Origin of the sequence: Streptomyces coffeae, from assembly GCF_016741875.1 — a bacterium.
GTDB classification, from domain to species: Bacteria; Actinomycetota; Actinomycetes; order Streptomycetales; family Streptomycetaceae; genus Streptomyces; species Streptomyces coffeae.
On sequence record NZ_JAERRF010000013.1, the window covers coordinates 139259 to 156986 of the forward strand.

At 72.6% G+C, this 17728-nt stretch carries 11 protein-coding genes; 4 read left to right on the forward strand and 7 right to left on the reverse strand.

Annotated features, from left to right (window positions below; all coding sequences use genetic code 11):
• Window positions 1-148 precede the first annotated feature (148 nt).
• Both JK363_RS22810 and JK363_RS22815 read left to right on the forward strand, forming a co-directional pair.
• On the forward strand, window positions 149-2044 hold the full coding sequence (locus tag JK363_RS22810; RefSeq protein ID WP_201876861.1) for a DUF8823 domain-containing protein: 1896 nt from the start codon (window positions 149-151) through the stop codon (window positions 2042-2044).
• A gap of 114 nt (window positions 2045-2158) precedes the next feature.
• On the forward strand, window positions 2159-4021 hold the full coding sequence (locus JK363_RS22815) for an alkaline phosphatase family protein (protein ID WP_236076023.1): 1863 nt from the start codon (window positions 2159-2161) through the stop codon (window positions 4019-4021).
• 4 nt (window positions 4022-4025) lie between these two features.
• Here the strand turns inward: JK363_RS22815 and JK363_RS22820 are convergent, their stop codons facing one another.
• From JK363_RS22820 to JK363_RS22840, 5 genes are read right to left on the reverse strand one after another with little or no spacing between them, the layout of a single operon-like run.
• Window positions 4026-5318: an ABC transporter substrate-binding protein gene (locus JK363_RS22820; RefSeq protein ID WP_201876862.1), complete on the reverse strand. Its 1293-nt coding sequence runs from the start codon at window positions 5316-5318 to the stop codon at window positions 4026-4028.
• Complete coding sequence (locus tag JK363_RS22825; RefSeq protein WP_201876863.1) at window positions 5315-6247, reverse strand: GlnX family signal transduction membrane protein; 933 nt, start codon at window positions 6245-6247, stop codon at window positions 5315-5317. The genes JK363_RS22820 and JK363_RS22825 overlap by 4 nt, the downstream gene beginning before the upstream one ends.
• A complete protein-coding gene (locus JK363_RS22830; protein ID WP_201876864.1) occupies window positions 6244-7710 on the reverse strand; it encodes a vWA domain-containing protein in 1467 nt (488 codons plus the stop codon). Before JK363_RS22830 ends, JK363_RS22825 begins: the two co-directional genes overlap by 4 nt.
• Before the next feature lie 12 nt (window positions 7711-7722).
• Window positions 7723-10050 carry a tetratricopeptide repeat protein gene (locus JK363_RS22835; protein WP_201876865.1) on the reverse strand — a complete coding sequence of 776 codons (2328 nt, stop codon included), beginning with the start codon at window positions 10048-10050 and terminating at the stop codon, window positions 7723-7725.
• Entirely contained in the window at window positions 10047-11924 is a 1878-nt protein-coding gene (locus tag JK363_RS22840; protein WP_372444828.1) for a serine protease, read from the reverse strand. The genes JK363_RS22835 and JK363_RS22840 overlap by 4 nt, the downstream gene beginning before the upstream one ends.
• A gap of 213 nt (window positions 11925-12137) precedes the next feature.
• Here JK363_RS22840 and JK363_RS22845 point away from each other — a divergent pair, with 213 nt between their 5' ends.
• Together JK363_RS22845 and JK363_RS22850 are read left to right on the forward strand one after the other, a co-directional pair.
• The gene (locus tag JK363_RS22845) at window positions 12138-12890 is read left to right on the forward strand and encodes an IPT/TIG domain-containing protein (RefSeq protein ID WP_201876867.1); all 753 of its coding nucleotides are present in this window, start codon (window positions 12138-12140) and stop codon (window positions 12888-12890) included.
• 41 nt (window positions 12891-12931) lie between these two features.
• Window positions 12932-14968 carry a beta strand repeat-containing protein gene (locus JK363_RS22850; RefSeq protein ID WP_201876930.1) on the forward strand — a complete coding sequence of 679 codons (2037 nt, stop codon included), beginning with the start codon at window positions 12932-12934 and terminating at the stop codon, window positions 14966-14968.
• Here JK363_RS22850 and otr(A) read toward each other — a convergent pair.
• The gene (gene otr(A), locus JK363_RS22855; RefSeq protein WP_201876868.1) at window positions 14965-16923 is read right to left on the reverse strand and encodes a tetracycline resistance ribosomal protection protein Otr(A); all 1959 of its coding nucleotides are present in this window, start codon (window positions 16921-16923) and stop codon (window positions 14965-14967) included. The genes JK363_RS22850 and otr(A) overlap by 4 nt on opposite strands.
• A gap of 173 nt (window positions 16924-17096) precedes the next feature.
• The gene (locus JK363_RS22860) at window positions 17097-17696 is read right to left on the reverse strand and encodes a TetR/AcrR family transcriptional regulator (RefSeq protein WP_201876869.1); all 600 of its coding nucleotides are present in this window, start codon (window positions 17694-17696) and stop codon (window positions 17097-17099) included.
• Between the last annotated feature and the right edge of the window lie 32 nt (window positions 17697-17728).

Genomic DNA, 17728 nt, shown 5'->3' on the forward strand with positions numbered 1-17728 from the left:
CGCCGGGGCCCGAGGCGGTTCCTCACGGCCCGCGCGTGCTAGCGTCGCTCCGTCCCCGGCCCGTACCCGCCGTGGTGAACCGGGGTAGTCCGGTACAGGGTTGCAAGAAGATGGGGGCAGACCTCGGGGGAAGACGGGGAGAGCCACAGTGACCACCGTGGATCCGACACGGGCCGACAAAGGCGGAAGCTCGGAAGAGAGCACCGCCACGCGAATACGCGTACCCGCGCAACGCTGGCCTGCCGAGCCGGACGGCCCGGCGGAGGCGGGCGGCGGGGGTCCTGTTCGGATCGGACCGTTCAGACGTGCTTGGCGGGCCCTCCACCATCCGGTGCCCGCCGCCCTGGTCCTCGCCGCATTGCTGCATCTGCTGTGGGTGGCGCTGCTCGCCAACAGCGGCGGTGACCTCGCCGCTCAGGATGCCTGGGCGGAGTTCGCGCTTCAGCACCCGGACTCGGCGTACAACCTGGCCTGGTACGGCGGGATGCACCCGGTGTCGTACAGCGTCATCTCGCCCTATCTGATGGCGGTCCTCGGTGTCCGCTCGACGATGGTGATCGCCGGGACGCTCTCGGCGGGACTGCTGGCCCTGCTGCTGGTGCGCAGCCGTGCCGTGCGCCGGCCGCTGTGGCCCGCCCTGTACGGCGCGTTCGCGCTCACCTGCAACGCGATCTCGGGCCGGGTGACCTTCGGGCTCGGCGCCATGTTCGGACTCGCGGCGGTCGCCGTGATCTTCGCGTGGCCCGCGAAGTGGCGCTCCCGTCGCTGGCACCACCGGACCGGGCGGTTCCTGCTGGCGGCCGTGCTGTCCGGTCTTTCGACCATGTCCAGCCCGGTGGCCGGGCTGTTCGTGGGGGTCGTGGCCGCCGCGCTGTGGCTGACCAGGCGGCGCCCGGCCGCGTACGCGCTCGGGATCACCCCGGTGATCGTCGTGGGCCTGTCCGCCTGGCTGTTCCCGTTCTCCGGTGAGCAGCCGATGGGGTTCGGCTCGGTGATCCTGCCGTTCATCATCGGCGCCGTCGTCTGTCTGTGCGCGCCCAAGGCGTGGACGACGGTCCGGGTCGGTGCCGGGCTCTACTCGGCCGGTGTGGTGCTCACCTGGCTGATCCCCTCGCAGATCGGCACCAATATCTCCCGGCTCGGGATGATCTTCGGCGGTGTTCTCCTGATCGCCGTGCTGCCCGCGCTCCGCAGGCCGCCCAAGGACGAGCTGCGCTCGACCGGGGCGGGCCGCCGGTGGACCGCGCTGGCGCTGGCTCTGACCACCGTCACGGTGTGGCAGGCGGTCAAGACCACCGACGACATCGTCCACACCACCCCCTCCGCGTCCTGGGCCCGTGAGCTGGCACCGCTGGTCGACGCCCTGAAGCGGGAGAAGGCCGACCGGGGCCGGGTCGAGGTGGTCCCGGTGCGCAGCCACCGCGAGTCCTCCGCGCTCGCCCCGTACGTCAATCTGGCCCGTGGCTGGAACCGCCAGCGGGACCGGGACCGCAACCCGCTGTTCTACGACGACTACACCCTGACCGCCGGCAACTATCACGCGTGGCTCCAGCGCTGGGCGGTGCACTATGTGGTGCTGCCCGCGGACGACCCGGACACCGCGGCCGAGCAGGAGGCCGCGCTGCTCGCCACCGATCTGCCGTATCTGAAAAAGATCTGGTCGGACGACAACTGGAAGCTGTACGAGGTCGAGAACCCCACCCCGATGGCCGCCCCGCCGGCCACGGTGCAGCGCGCGGGCGCCGACCAGCTGGTGCTGAAGGTGCGCGCCGAGGGCCCGGTGCTGATCCGCATCCCGTACTCGCCGTGGCTGGGTCTGGTGGACGAGGAGGGGCACGGTGTGCGCGCCCCGGAGGCGGACAGCGACGACACGCTGCCGGTGAACCGCAAGGGCTGTCTGACCGCCCAGGTCGAGAGCGGTGCGGAAGGGCAGCCGAAGGACGAGTGGACCGTGCTGCACGCTCCGCGCCCCGGTACCTACCGGATAGCGGGCAAGTACCAGCTGCCGCGTGGCACCCCCTGCCCGAAGGAAATGGTTCCGTAGTGCCGGGACGTTGAACGCGGACCACCACCGGGCCGTAACGGATAACGGCGGCCCCGACCTCCCGTGCCTGGTCCGCCGTAACACCACCGGGCTCCGCACGGAAGGACCTTCGGCATGCTGCCGCTCTTCTCGCGTTCTCGTCAGCGGCCCACGCCCGACGAGACGACCCTCGACGGCCAGGACGGGGCCCCGGAGGACACCGTCGGTGTCCGGACGGAGCGGACCGGGACCGGCGGTGGTCTGCGGCAGTGGCGGCAGCGGTATCCGGCCGTGGCGCGGGCGGTGGCCTGGACGGTCACCGGACTGTCGGGGGCGCTGGTGTTCATTGCCCTGCTGATGCCGACCACTCTGCCCGGGCTCACCGTCGAGACCTTCCTCCGGATACCCGTGGAGGCGATCTTCGGCGCGGCGCTGCTGCTGCTTCTGCCGCCGGTGTCCCGGCGGGTGGTGGCGGCGCTGGGCGGCGCGGTCCTCGGTGCGCTGACCATCCTGAACCTCCTGGACATCGGCTTCAACGAGTTCCTCGGCCGGGGGTTCAACGTGGTCCTCGACTGGATACTGCTGGACGACGCCCAGTCGTACATGAAGGACTCGCTCGGCCCGACGGTCGCCACGGCCGCCTCGATCGGGGCGGTTGTGCTCGCCCTGCTGGTGGTCGTCCTCATGGCGCTGGCGGTCGTCCGGCTCAGCAATGTGATGGCCCGCAACAGCGCGGTGGCGACCCGGGGCACCCTGGTGCTCGGCACCGTCTGGGTGGTCTGCGCGGCGTTCGGGGTGCAGTCCGCCGGAGGCCAGGCGTTCGCGTCCCGCACCACTGTCGCGCGCGTCCAGGACCGGGCGGAGCGGGTGGGCAAGACCCTGGAGGACGAGCGGAAGTTCGCCAAGGAGGCCAAGGTCGACGCCTACGGCAGTACCCCGGGCGACCAGTTGCTGACCGGGCTTCGCGGCAAGGACATGATCTTCACCTTCATCGAGAGCTACGGCCGCGCCGCCATCGAGGACCCGCTGATCGCCCCCGGGGTCGACAAGGTGCTCGACCGGCAGACCAAGCGGCTGCGCGAGGCCGGTTACGCGTCCAAGAGCGGCTGGCTCACCTCCGCGACCTACGGCGGCAGCAGCTGGCTCGGCCACTCCACCTTCCTGTCCGGTCTGTGGATCGACAACCAGAACCGCTACCGCACCGTCACCGCGGGCGACCATCTGAGCATCACCCGCGCCTTCAAGCGCACCGGCGCCTGGCGGACGGTCGGCATCATGCCGGGGGTCACCAAGGGCTGGCCGGAGGCCAAGTTCTACGGCCTCGACCATGTCTACGACTCACGGGAGATGGGCTACCAGGGGCCCAAGTTCAGCTGGTCCACCATGCCCGACCAGTACGCGCTGTCCGCCTTCGAGCGGCTGGAGCACGGCAAGAAGCGTGACAAGCCGCTGATGTCGGAGATCATCCTGACCTCCAGCCACCAGCCCTGGGCGCCCATCCCCAAGACGATCCCCTGGAGCGAGGTCGGCGACGGCTCGGTCTACCAGCCCATCCAGAAGGCGGGCGAGGACCCCAAGGACGTCTTCACCGACTCCACCAAGGTGCGCACCGAGTACGGCCGTTCCATCCAGTACTCGGTCAACAGCCTGATCGACTACGTGCTGAAGTACGGCAAGAAGAACACCGTGCTGGTCTTCCTCGGCGACCACCAGCCGCTCGCCCGGGTCAGCGGTGAGAACGCCAGCCGGGACGTACCGGTGGCGATCGTCGCCCGCGACAAGAAGGTGCTGGACCGGATCTCCGACTGGCACTGGCACGACGGTCTGAAGCCCGGACCGAAGACCCCGGTGTGGAAGATGAGCTCCTTCCGCGACCGCTTCCTGCACGCCTACGGGCCGGACGGTGGCGCGAAGCCGTCTCCGTCCGCCTCACCGTCGCCCTCGTCCGAGAAGCCCTCCGGGAAGCCGTCCGCGACGCCGTCGCCGTCGAAGAAGTGACCGGTCAGCCGCACACCGTCGACAGCCATGGCCGGCCGGACTCCCCGCGGATCCCGTCGCGGACCCGCTCCAGGCTGCGCAGCAGCCGGGTGGGGTTCGCGCGGGTGTCGCTGAGGTACTCCAGGACGGCCCGCTGGAAGGCGAGCCGCATCCGGGTCGGCATCGCGTCCGAGGCGTCCAGGCACAGCGAGCCGGAGTCCCGCAGGGCATCGGCGATCCGCCGGTCCACCGGGTCGTGGGACTGGACATCGGCCGGCACCAGGCGGTTGGCGAAGAACGGCCGGGTGCGGCCGTTGTCGGAGTGCTTCGCCCACGCCCGCTGGGCGGTGTCCGAGGCGAGATAGCCCATCAGCTCCCTGGCCTGCGGGGAGTCTCCGAACATCGCCGCGAAGTCCCCGGACACCTCCCGGGCCGTCGACCGCCGGTCGGCGTCCGGCAGCAGCTTGGCGGAGAACGCGAAGTCCGCCCGGGAGGGCGGGTGGTAGCCGCCGCGGATGAACGAGCCCTGGTGCTCCAGAGCGCACGGCGGACCGGCCCCGAACAGCCCGCGGCCCGCCTCGCGGAAGTCGGTGACCAGCGCCCGCTTGGCGCCCGCCGCGCCGAGCAGCGAGCCCCAGCTCTTCCAGGCGCGTACCATCCGCGGATCGTCCCAGGCCAGCCGTCCCGTCGCCCATCGCTGGTAGACGTCCTCGCCCTGCTGCTGGAGCAGCAGATCCTCGATCCAGTCGGTGCCCGGCCAGCCGGAGGTCGCGTCACCGCCCATTCCGACGCACCAGTGCCGGCCGTCGGCGGCGAGCGCGGGCAGTTCCCCGGGCCGCCGCCGGGCGTCGTACCAGACGATGCTCTTCAGGTCCGCCTTGATCGCCACACCGTAGGTGCGCGCCGCTCCGCCCACCCGCACCCGGGGTGTCCACAGCCGCCCGTACGCCGCCCGCTGCCGCGCCGGAACCACTCCGTCCAGCGGGGTCAGCCGCCCCGCGGCGGCGTAAGCGGCCAGCTCGCCGGAGCTGGGCAGTACGGCGATGTCGGGCGGGGTGCCCGCGTCCACCTCGGAGGACAGCACCTCGCGCAGCGCCGTGGTGCCCTGGTAGTCCACATGGATCCGGTGGCTGCGGCTGAAGTCGTCCAGCACGTAGCGGAAGGCGTCGCCCTCGTCCCCGGTCCAGGTGGCCAGCACGCTGACCGTGCCGCGGGACTGACGGCCGCCCAGGTCGCCCGCGCCCACGACGGCCAGCACGATCAGCCACAGGCTTAAGCCGGCCGCGGTCACGTTCCGGGAGCGGGCCGCGGCGCTCATCGGGGCTGGAACCTGTACTCGTCGATCCGCGGCTGGAGCCCGACCAGGATCAGCGCGGTCAGGACCGTGCCGCCCAGGGGTATCCAGCCGACCGCACCGGCCCGCCAGTGGGTGTCCCGCATGGTGTCCGCCACCTCCTCGGCGGTCCGGGCGCTGTGGCGGCCGATGTCCTCCCGGCTCAGCGTGGTGCGCGCCGAGGCCAGCCGCTCCTGCGTCTGATAGGTGAACAGGGCCAGCGGCACCACCGCCAGCAGCAGTGTGGTGGCCGTGGCCAGCCAGGGGTTGACCAGGCGGCGGAAGCGGCGCCGGATGAAGCGCTGGGTGGCCACCAGCAGTCCCGCCAGGGTCAGGAACAGCACCGGCACCAGCACCCACCAGGCGAACGACAGCAGCCAGCCGAACGAGGTCTGCCCGTCCAGGACAGCGCGCTGCGTCCGCTGCACCGCGGCCAGCCGCTCCGTGATCGCGCCGTCGCCGCGCCCCAGCATGGTCTTGGCGTAGCTCAGATAGGCGTCGCGCAGATCCTCGTTGGCGCGGTGCACATACGCCTGCTCGACGATGTCGCCGTAGGAGGAGACCAGCCCGGCGACGGTGAGCAGCGACTGCCGCGCCGTCTCGCCCCCGGTGGTGCTCTTCACCGCCTGCGCCAGGCTCTGCCCCGCCGCCGACAGCTCCTTGCGGTAGTCCTCGCCGAGCCCCTCCACATCGGCGGTGGAGCCGGTGAGGCTGCCCTTCGCCTCGTCGTAGGAGCGCTGGAGGGCGGTGGCCGCCGCGGCCACCTGGAGGATGGCCGGGGTCGATCGCTCGGTCACCGCGCGGGAGTTGCGGCTGACGCCGTAGTACGCGCCGAGCAGCGCCGCCACGGCCACCGCGGAGACCACCAGCAGCGCGGTGAGTCTGCGGACCAGGAACGCGCGGGTGCCGCTCATGGCGCCCCGCCCGGCTCCCCGGGCCGCAGCGGGGCGTCGCACTGCTGGCAGAAGGCGGCCGAGGCGGGTGCGGTGCGCCCGCAGCCGGGGCAGTCCACGTCCGGCCCGGCCGGTGCGGCGCCGGCGCGCTCCGCACCGGTGAAGCGGACGCTCTCGTCGGACACGATCAGCACGGAGTTCAGATCGAGCGGGCGGACGGTCTCCCGGATCCGCACGGTGCCGGTGGCCGCGTCGACGATGTCGACCAGACCGCGCAGCCGCGACAGCGTCTTCCCGCTGCCCAGTTGGTGCGCCAGCCGTACCGCCAGCGCCCACTGGCGCCGCGCCTCCTCCCTCTCGCCCGCTTCGTAGGCGTCGCAGCCCGCGGTGATGGCCCGGCCCAGGTCGGCGTCGGCGCCGTAGTGCAGCAGCCGCGGGTCGACCCGGGACGACAGCAGGACGTCGTCGGTCCACTGCACCAGCACGGACCGGGGCTCGGGCGGCGCCGGCCCGGTGTCGCCGTCCAGGGCCAGCTCCACCACGGCCAGTTCGACGTCCTCGCCCGCCGGGTCGCCCCCCGGATCGGCCAGGACGCACACATGGAACTCACGGACCTCGTCGCCCCAGGCGTCCGTGCGGCACTCCCAGGTGCGCGCGTCCGGCCGGGTGCCCTCGGCGGTGAGGTCCACCCGGGTGGGGTGCAACTGCTTGACGAAGCCGATCCGGCCGCCCGCCCGGCTCCGCACCCGGATCCGCACCCCGGCCAGCGCCTTGGCCATCGAGGCGCTCACCATCTCCTCGAACGCGGCGGTCAGCGCGGAGTCCTCCAGGACCGCGTCCGCCCGGCCGTGCAGCCGCCGCACGATCTCCCGCAGCTCGGTGGCGTCCCAGCCGTCGCCGATCCCGCGGGCGTCGCAGATGAAGTGCGGGGCGCAGTCGCCCAGGACCTGGTGCAGATAGCCGGGCGGATCGTGTTCGTTGCGGCCGTCGGTGAGCAGCAGGGTGTGGCGGATCGCGGCAGGCCGCTCCAGGTGCAGTCGGCGGGCGAGGTCGAGCCAGCTGCCGATGGCCGTACCGCCGACGGCGGGCAGGACCGCGGCGGCACGGGCGGCGGCGGCCCGGGTGTCGGCACTGGCGACCGCCATCCCGCCGCCGGGCGGATAGACCACGTCCGCCCGCTCGGTGCCCTGGACGATCGCGAAGCGGGTGCCGTCGCGCAGCAGTTGGACGGCGGTGGCGGTGGCCCGGCGCGCCGCCGCGATCTTCGTGTGGGGCCAGCTCATGGACCCCGAGCAGTCGATCACGATGACCTGGGAGGCGGTGGTGCGGGCCGCGGCCGGGCCGAGGCCCTGGGCCTCGACCACGATGACGGCGTGCATCTCGGTGGGGCCCGCGGCGGCGGGCAGGTACTTGTTCTGGTGCACCCGCAGGCTGATGGCCGCGTCCCGCGCGGGCGCCGCCGTCCGTTCCGCCTGCTCGTTCATCCGATCCCCCTGTCAGACGCGGGTCATGGGCCTGATGGCGTTGGCGCGGTCGACCAGAACCTCCAGCGCGCCCCGGCTGTCCGCCTGCTGGGCCAGCCCGCGCAGGGTCCGCTCCAGCCGGACGCGCACCGTCCGCTCGTCGTCCGCCTCGCCGAAGAGCAGACCGGGCCCGGAGCCCCCGGCCGCGCCGAGCGCCCAGTCGAGCGCGGTCTCCAGCACCTCGGCGGTCAGCCGGTCCCGGGCGGGCCCGGAGGGGCGCCCGTCGTCCAGATACAGCCGCGGCAGCCGGGTCAGCACCTCCACCAGCTCCTCGGCGGCGGGCAGTCCGTCCGGGCCGCCGAGCCGTCCCGCGAGCACCCGGACCGTGGCGATCCGGGCGGCGTCGTAGTGGCGCGAGACCTTCGGCACCCCGCCGAGGATGTCCGCCGCGCCGCCGCGGTCGCCCGCGGCCAGCCGCAGCCGGGCCAGACCGAAGGCGGCGCTGCCCTGGGAGCGGTTGCGCTCCCACACCGCCTCGTAGAAGCGGTGGGCGGCGTCGTGGTCGCCCAGGTGCTCGGCGCAGTAGCCGAGCGCCAGCTTGGGCGCGTACTCCCCCGGCAGTGCGCTGTAGACCGTGTCGAACGCCGCCCGCGCGGCGGCGACCTGCCCCTCGGCGAGCCGCACCAGGGCGCGGTGCCACCACAGCCGCCAGTCGTGGCGGGCACCGCTTCCGATGATCCGCGCGGCGGCCGTCAGCTCGCGGTCCGCGCTGTCCACCTCGCCCAGTTCCAGATGGGCCCGGCTGATCCGGAACCGTATCTCCGCCGACGGCCGCGGAAACGCCTTGAGCTGCTCGATCAGCCGCCGTGGACCGCTGTCCGTCGGTGTCCTCAAGAGTGCGGCCCCCGGGTCCGCGTCGTCCGGGAACGGCACCGGAAGCCCCGGCGGCACCTGGTCGGGCCGGGGCAGCCCCGGGGCGAGGACCGGGCGCGGTTCCGCCCCGAGCCAGCGCTCAAGACCCGGGACCCGGCCGAGCGAGGCGTCCAGCAGCGCCGCGGTCGGGGCGAACAGCGTGGACGGCGCGGGCTGTTCACGCCGCAGCCGCAGCGCGTGGATCTCCCGCAGCACCCCCCACAGCTGCTCGGACATCTCGGCCGCCGAGCCGAACCGGCGGTCCGGGTCGGCCGCGGTCGCGCGGACCAGGACCCGGCGGTAGGACTCGGCGCCCAGGCCCGGCGGACGCTGGGCCGGGCGGGTGGCCTTGTCGGAGAGCTCCTTGAGGGTCATGCCGACGCCGTAGAGGTCATGGCGCTCGGTGAGCGCGGCGGCGCCCCGCGTCAGCACCTCGGGCGAGGCGAACCGCTCGGTGATGACCGGCTGTTCGCCGTCGTCCCGGCCGAGCCGGCGGACCGCGCCGAGGTCGATCACCTTGACCCGGTCCTCGTGGTGCATCACATTGCTCGGCTTCAGATCGCAGTAGAGCAGCTTCTCGCCGTGCAGATAGCCGACCGCGCGCAGCGCCAGACAGCCGTAGGCCAGGAGGTGTTCGTACAGCCGCGGCCCGTCGAAATGCGGTACGGCGTCCGCCACGCAGTCCCTGATCTGGGCCAGTGTCATCCCGCCGACGAACTCCATCACGATATGGCCGGTGAGCCGATCGCTGTTCCGGGGGTCGGGCTGGGTGACGTAGTTGATGATCCGGACGATGCCGGGGTGGTCGAGCATGGTGAGATAGCGCCGCTCCTCGACCGCCGCCCGCAGCGCCGCCTCGTCCTCGTCGTCGATCAGGCCCTTGATGGCGACGGGCTGGTTGTCCAGCTGGGTGTCCTCGGCGAGATAGACCCAGCCCAGACCGCCGTACGCGACACAGCCGACCACCCGGTACTGATCGCCCAGCAGATCCCCGGGGCGCAGCCGCGGGGTGAAGTCGAACGGATGGCGGCAGCGCGGGCAGTAGCCCGCCGGGAGCGCGGGCTGACCGGCGTACGGCGCGCCCACCGTCTCCCCGCAGCCGGTCCGTCCGCAGATCCGGCCCCGGGAGGGGGGATGCGGATCGCGCAGCACCAGGTCGCGCAGCGTGGGGAGTTCCACCCGCGGCAGATCGAGCAGCCCCTCGCCCGCCGGGCGCACCCGGAACTTCCGCGCCGCGTCCCTCCGGCGGGCGCGGTCGGTGTCCGCGGTCGCCTCCGACGACAGGCTCCCGGCCGCGCCGGGGGAGCGCGACCCGGCCACGGGCGGTGGCGGCGGGGCCGGGGGGAGCGGCGGTGGTCTGCGGCCGCACTCCGCGCAGAAGCCCCGGGGGTTGATCAGGCCGCGGCCCGCGCCCTCGCAGTCCGGCCGCGTACACACCCGGTCCGTCATGACGGCCCTCCCTCCGGTGTGCGCTCCGGCTCCCCGGCCGGTGTGTGCACGGCGTGGACGAAACGGTCCACGGCCCGCCGCGCCTCCGGTACGTCGCACGGCACCGCGTCCAGCAGGGCGTGCGCGGCGCGCTGGAGCGGGAACAGCTCCGCGCGCTCCGAGGCGGCCATCGCCCCGAGCATCGCCGCGTACGCGGCCAGCAGCCCCCGCAGCTCCTCCACCGCCGCCTGCTGGGCGGCCGCCGCGCGCAGTGTGGCCTCGGCCCGCCCGCCCACGGTGCGTACCGCGTGCTCGAAGGCGGCCAGCTTGGCGACGATGCGGTGGGAACGCAGCTCGGGGTCCCCGCGCAGCCGTAAGAGGTTGATGCGTAAGCCGGAGGCGTCCTGGCGCGGGCCGGACAGCTCCGCGAAGCGGGCGCCGCGCTCGGCAGCCTCCCGCTCGCGCTCCCCGGCGCGGGCCACGCTCGCGGCCAGCTCCTCCAGCCAGGCGTCGACCCGGGCCGGATCGGGCCGGAACAACTCCTCGGCCAGCCGGAGTCCGGGCGCCCCGGGATCCCGGAAGACCAGCATCAGCCTGCTGCCCCGGTCGGCAAGCACCCGCATGAAGCGCACCAGCGCTTCCTGGTCCGCGGCCCGGTCGAGACCCACCGCCACGATGGTCAGCGGCACCGCGCCGGCTTGGATCCGGCTGAGCGGGGAGGTGTCGCCGTCCGCGCGCAGATCCATCCGGTCCGCGACCCGTCGGGCCACATCGGTGTCGGACCAGCCGGTGACGTCGATCGCCAGGTCCAGACTGCCGATCGGCGGTACGGTGCCGTGCGGCGCGGCCGACACCGCCTCCTCGTGGCCTCCGGACAGTTCCCGGTCGGCGAGGGTCACGGCGCGGCTGAGCGCCTCGTAGCGGTCGCTGTCACCGTCCGCGATCACCACCGTCTCCACATCCGCGATGCCCTCGCGTCCCGCCAGACCGCCGCGCCGCAGCCACAGCGCGAGCCGCTGGGCGAAGCCGATGTCCTGTACTTTGCCGACGAGTTGGGAGACCAGCGGGGGATCGACTCCGCGGTCCCCGCTCACCCAGCGCCGTACGCCCGGGAGATGGCGGACGATCGTCTCGACCGGGACCATGTACGAAAACCGTTGGCGCTCCGCGCTGGGCACCCGGGAGGAGTCGTCGTAGCGGCTGACGATCATCCCGATGATGTGGCGGCCGACCTCGTCCCGCACCCCGGCGCCGCTGAAGCCGAGCCGGACCACGTCCCCGTTGAGCTGCACCCATTCCGAACGCGGCCCCGCCGTCCCGATGATCCGCGCGGTGAACCACAGACCACTGGGGTTGTCCTCCGGGAAGCCGAACATCGACACCGGGCGCCCGGGGAGCGGCGGCAGCCGGTAGAGCGGCGCCGCGTGCTCGGCGGGCTGCGGTTCGCTCAGCCGCAGCAGGGCCACATCGCCGCAGCTGTCGGGGAGTTGGGGCACCCAGCAGCCCTCTGCCACTCGCGCGGACACCGGGCGGGCGTCGTGCACCCCGACCAGATCGACCAGAACGGGTGTGGCGGGCGGGACGCCTCCGTCGTCGGGGATCACATGGGCGCAGGTGAGCACCGTGTCACTGCCCAGAAGAATTCCGGCGCCCAAGACCTCACCGGCCGCACTACGGATCCGTACCCGCCAAGTCCCCCCGTAGAAGGGATCATCAGCGGGAATGCCCCTTTCCACCCCCATGTGGCACGAGGATACGCCCGGGATGTGCGGAAGGACCCCGTCCGGCAAGGGGGTCACGAGAAAGGGTGAGGGGCGCGACGGGGTCACCCGAGGCGGGGTGACGAACCCGGCGCATCCGGTGCTCCGACGGTCTCCTACCGCGCGCCCGGCCATTCGAGTGACGTAGCGTCACCCTTATTGTCGAGGTCTACGTCAGATGGATTACTGAAAGTGCGCGGCAGGTCCCCGCCGGTGTCTCCGGCGCCGGGACGGCTGCCGTATCCCTCGCCGGTCCCGGGCGCCAGGTGCACCGCGCGTACGCATCACCGTCACCCATCACCTTCGGCAACGCGTCCGCCAGGACGCCGTCTTCGAGGAGACACCGTCATGCCCATCTCACCGAACCAGGGGTCCACCGGCGGTGGTACCACGGTAGTCATCACCGGGACCAATCTCGCCGGGGCCACCGCCGTGCACTTCGGCAGCAAGCTGGCCACGATCACCGCGAACACCGCCACCTCGGTCACCGTGACCTCCCCCTCCGGCACGGGTGTGGTCGACGTGACCGTCACCACCCCCGGCGGCACCAGCAACCCGCTCCAGTTCTTCTATGTGGGCGCGCCCTTCAAGTCCGCGCTGAGCGCCAGTTCGGGCCCGCTGGTGGGAGGCAACACCATCACCATCACCGGCACCGGGCTGTCCACCGCGACCGGTGTGAGCTTCGGTGCCAACACCGCGGTGCCCACCATCGTCTCCGACAGCACCCTCACCGTCGTGGTCCCCGCAGGTGCCGCGGTCGGTTCGGTCGGGGTCACCGTCACCACCGCGGGCGGCTCCAACAACGGTCTGTCGTACACGTATGTGGACGTGCCCACCGTCAGCGGCTTCACCCCGACCTCGGGCCCGGCCAGCGGCGGCACCGCGGTGACCATCACCGGCACCAACCTGGGCACCACCCAGTCGGTCGCCTTCGGCGGCATCGCGGCGCCGTTCACCGTCGTCAACTCCACCACCGTGGCAGCGGTCACCCCGCCGACCGCGGACGGTCAGCCGGGTCCGGCCATCGTCACCGTCACCAACCCGGCGGGCAGTGCCAACGCCCCGACTCAGTTCACCTACCTCGCCGGCCCCGGCATCTGATCACGAGTGGGACGACCCGCCGAAGGAGAAGCACGTTGAGCATGCCCTACGCAGGTGCGGACACCGGCCCCGCGGCGACCCCGGCGTCCCCTCCCGTGATCAGCTCCGTGAGTCCCGCCGCCGGTCCGCCCGGCGGCGGGACCCTCGTCACCCTGAACGGGAACAACTTCCAGCAGGCCGCTGTCGTACGGTTCGGCACCGCGCTTGCCCCATCGTTCACGGTCAACTCGGCAACCCAGATCACGGCCGTCTCCCCGCCGGGGACCGGTTCGGTCCAGATCACTGTCACCACCCCGAACGGCACCAGCAACGGTGTGCCGTTCAGCTATGTGGGGACACCGGCCCCGGTGCTGTCCTCTTTGGTGCCGAACCAGGGGCCCGCCGGTGGCGGCAACGCGGTCACCATCACGGGTACGGCGCTGTCCGGCGCCACCGCGGTGCGGTTCGGCGCCACCAACGCCGCCTCGTTCCTGGTCGCCTCGGCGACCCAGATCGTGGCCATCGCGCCCCCGGGCTCCGGCTCGGTCCAGGTCACGGTGACCACACCGGGCGGCACCAGCAACGGCCTGACGTACAGCTTCACCCCCGCGCCGACGGTGTCCTCGGTCTCGCCGAACCAGGGCCCGGGCGGCGGCGGGAACACGGTGATCATCACGGGTTCCGCACTGTCGGGCGCCACCACGGTGCGGTTCGGTTCGACGAACGCCTCGTCGTTCACGGTGGTGTCGTCCACGCAGATCACGGCGGTGGCTCCGGCGGGGAGTGGCTCGGTTCAGGTCACGGTGACCACACCGGGCGGGACCAGTAATGGCGTCTCCTACACCTACGTGGGGGCACCGTCGTTGACATCGGTGTCGCCGAATCAGGGTCCGCCCGCGGGTGGGAACACGGTGACGCTGGCGGGGTCGGGGCTGTCCGGTGCGACGTCGGTGTTGTTCGGTTCGACGCCTGCTACGTCGTTCACGGTGAACTCGGCGAGTCAGATCACCGCGGTGGCTCCGGCGGGCAGCGGGAGCGTTCAGGTCACGGTGGTGGCACCGGGCGGTACGAGCAATGGGGTGGGGTACACGTACACGTCCGCCCCGGTGCTGTCGTCCGTGTCGCCGAACCAGGGCCCCGCCGCCGGTGGCAACACGGTGACCCTGACGGGGTCCGGATTCACCGGCGTCACGGCGGTGCTCTTCGGTTCGACCGCCGCCGTCTTCACCTTCGTGTCCCCGACCCAGATCACGGCCATCGCTCCGGCCGGGAGCGGCACGGTCCAGGTCACGGTGGTCACCCCGGGCGGGACCAGCAACGGGGTGAGCTACACCTACACCGCAGGCCCCGTACTGACGTCCATCTCGCCCAGCCAGGGTTCGGTCAACGGCGGTAACACGGTGATCCTGACCGGCTCGGGATTCACCGGCGCCACCGCGGTGACGTTCGGCTTCCAGCCGGCCGTCTCGTTCACCGTCGGCTCGTCCACCCAGATCACCGCCGTCGTACCGCCCGGGAGCGCCGGGGCGGTGCCGGTGACGGTGACCACGCCGGGCGGTACCAGTGGCAGCGTCACCTACATCTATCTGGCCATCCCCGCACTGACCAGTGCCGTCCCCAGCCGGGGGCCGACATCGGGCGGTACGACGGTCACCCTCACCGGCAGCGGTCTCCTCGGAGCCACGTCGGTGCTGTTCGGTTCCACCCCCGCCACGTCGTTCTCGGTGGTGTCCGCGACCCAGATCACGGCTGTCGCTCCGACGGGGACCGGAACCGTCCAGATCACCGTGGTGACACCGGGTGGGACGAGCAACGGAGTGGCGTACACCTATGTGCCGGTACCCGTGCTGACCTCGGTGGTTCCCACCCTGGGGCCGACCAGCGCGGGGGCAACGGTCACGCTGGCCGGATCCGGCCTGACGGCGACGAACGGGGTCCGCTTCGGTTCCACGCTCGCCGCCTTCACGGTCGTCTCCGACGGCCTGGTCACCGCCACCGCCCCGGCCGGGTCTCCCGGACCGGAGTTCATCACGGTGACCTCGCCCGGCGGGACCAGCAACCCCGTCATCTACACCAGGGTCGCGGCGCCCGGTATCTAGGGCAGCCGCCCCCTGCGCGCGGCGGACAGCGGACGGTCGGCGCACGGCCGGGACCACCACACTCCCGTCCCGTGCGTCAGACCGGGCAGCGCCCGCTCGACGCCGTGCACTCGGCGGGCCGGGATCTCACCCCGGATCAGCCATCCCGTGTCACCGTCCACACTCTCCGCGATGTCCGCCTCGGCCGCGGAGAGGTGGGCGGTGACCGCTGCGAGCGCGTCCGCCGGAACCTCCGACTCGAAGGCGTGGTACGGCTCGTGGACCCGCCACCCGGCCCGGTCCAGGGCCTCCCGCAACACCTGTGGGGTGACCCCGCGGAAGTCGGCGGCGGTGCTCACCGGGCCGATGAAACCGGAGCGGACCAGGACCACCCGGCAGTCGGTCACCGTACGGCCGCGGAAGCCCTGGAGCAGCGTGGCGTACACGGTCTCCTCGATCGCGTGGTGGAACGCGCGGGGCAGCGCGCCCAGTTCGGTCTCGTAGCCGAAGGCGGTACCGGAGCCGACCGGGGCCGGTTCCACCCGCAGCCCGACCGTCGCCCACAGCCCGCTGTGGTCGAACCGCGCGATCTCATGGCATGCCTCGCCGACCCCCGTGGGCCGCTCCACCAGCACCGGGCGGCTCGGTTCGAAGTCGGCCTCGACGCCGTAGTCCTGGGCCAGGGTGGCCGCGATGATCTCCTTCTGCACCTCGCCGTAGAGCAGCACCGAAGTGGCGCCGCCGGGCAGCGCCCGGGTCTGGATCAGCGGATCCTGGTCGGCGAGGTCGAGCAGCGCGCCGTGCAGCCGGGCGGCCGCGGCGGCCCCCTCCTCACGGGCGCGGACGACGGTCTGGAGGCTGGGCGCCGCGAAGTGCGGCCGGTCGGCCGCACCGCTGTCCTCCGCGCCACCGGGCGGCCCCAGCCGGTCGCCGACCCGGACGCCGGACAGTCCGCGGACCTTGGCGATGTTCCCGGCGGTCAGTGGGCCCGGGGTGTCCCCGGCCCGCCCGACGACCTCCAACGAGGTGATCTGCCCGGTGAGTTCATGGGCCGGTCCGCTCCCCTCGCGCCGGTACAGGGTCACCCGCTGACGTGCGGTCACCTGGCCGGAGAACAGCCGCAGATACGCCGTCCTGGGGCCGGCTCCGCCGCCGTGGGTGCCGCGTTCGACGGCGAAGACGGTCCCGCGCGGTTCCGCGCCGCCGGGCGCGGCCGGTACGAGTCGTGCGATCCCCTCGATGAGCGCCCCGACCCCCTCGCCGCTCAGCGCGGAGCCGAAGAACACCGGATGCACGGCCCCCTCCGCGGTGGCGGCGGCCAGCGCCGTCCACAGCTCGCCGGGCGAGGGCGGCGGACCGTCGACAACCCGCGCGAGCATGGTGTCATCGGTCTCGGCCAGCATCTCCGCCGCCTCGGCGCGTACCGCCTCGTCCTCGAGGGGGCGGGTGACCACCTGCGCGTCCCGTGTGCCCAGGTGCCGTACCGCCGTCAGGGGGACGAGCAGCGGGGCGAGCGCCCGCCGGATGTCCGTGAGCAGCGCGGTGTCACGGGCGCCCGCGCGGTCGATCTTGTTGATGAAGATCAGCACCGGCAGCCGCAGCCGCCGCAGGGTCTTCATCAGCACCCGCGTCTGCGCCTGCACTCCCTCGACGGCGGACAACACCAGTACGGCGCCGTCCAGCACCCCGAGTGCCCGCTCGACCTCGGCGATGAAGTCGGAGTGCCCGGGGGTGTCGATGAGATTGATCTGGGTGGTGCCGGTGGTGAAGGACGCGACGGCGGTGCGCACGGTGATACCGCGCTGCCGCTCGATGGCACCGCTGTCGGTCTGGGTGTCGCCGGTGTCGACGCTGCCGAGCCGGTCGATCGCTCCGGCGTCGAACAGCAGTCGCTCGGTGAGGCTGGTCTTACCGGCGTCGACGTGCGCGAGCACGCCGATGTTCAGGGTCCGCGAGACCCGTGGAGAGCTGGGCATGGATGCTGAAGTCCTCGAGAACGGTCGTCCGGTGGGGGCGCTGGTTCGTTCCGAGGAATCGGCGCATCGCATGCTCCTGTCGGTGACGGATGTCGGTCGCGGACATCCTGGGCGCGGCGGTGCGCGGGCGCAACCGAATTAACGGCCGCGCACCGCTTCCCGGGCCCCGCGGGTTACGCCGCCAAGTGCCGCACGACCCGCCGCAGCTGCTCCGCGTAGTGCTCCCGGAACTCCGGCGATTCGGGGTCGGCGTCGAACAACCGGCGTACGGCGTGCGGCAGCGCGAAGGGCGCGGAGACCAGGCTGACGCACAGCAGCATCGCCATGGCCGGGTCGATGTCCTCGGCGATCTCGCCGTCCGCCTGACGCCGCCGCATGTCGGCGAGGTCTTCGGGGCCTTCCTCCGGCACCGCCCCGGTCAGCCCGCTCCAGGCTTTGAGGCGGATGCCGCGGCAGTCGGCGAAGGCTTCCCGGAGATAGCGGATGACCAGCTCGTCGAGGGGGATGGCGGGGTCGTTGAAGTCCGCCTCGCGCAGCAGCCACTGGCGGCCGAGCTCCTTGTAGAGCCCCTCCTTGCCGCCGAAGTGGTAGGTGATCAGCTGCTTGTTGACGCCCGCGCGGTCCGCGATGTCCTGGACGCGGGCACCCGCGTACCCCTTCTCGGCGAACTCGTCCATGGCCGCGTCCAGCAGCAGCCGCCGGGAGCGCTCCGGGTCCAGCTTGCGCTCCTCGGGCGCGGGGGCACGGCGGGGCTTCTTCGGCGTCCCCTGCATCTTGCTCAACTCCTCTGCTCGACCGGGTAGCT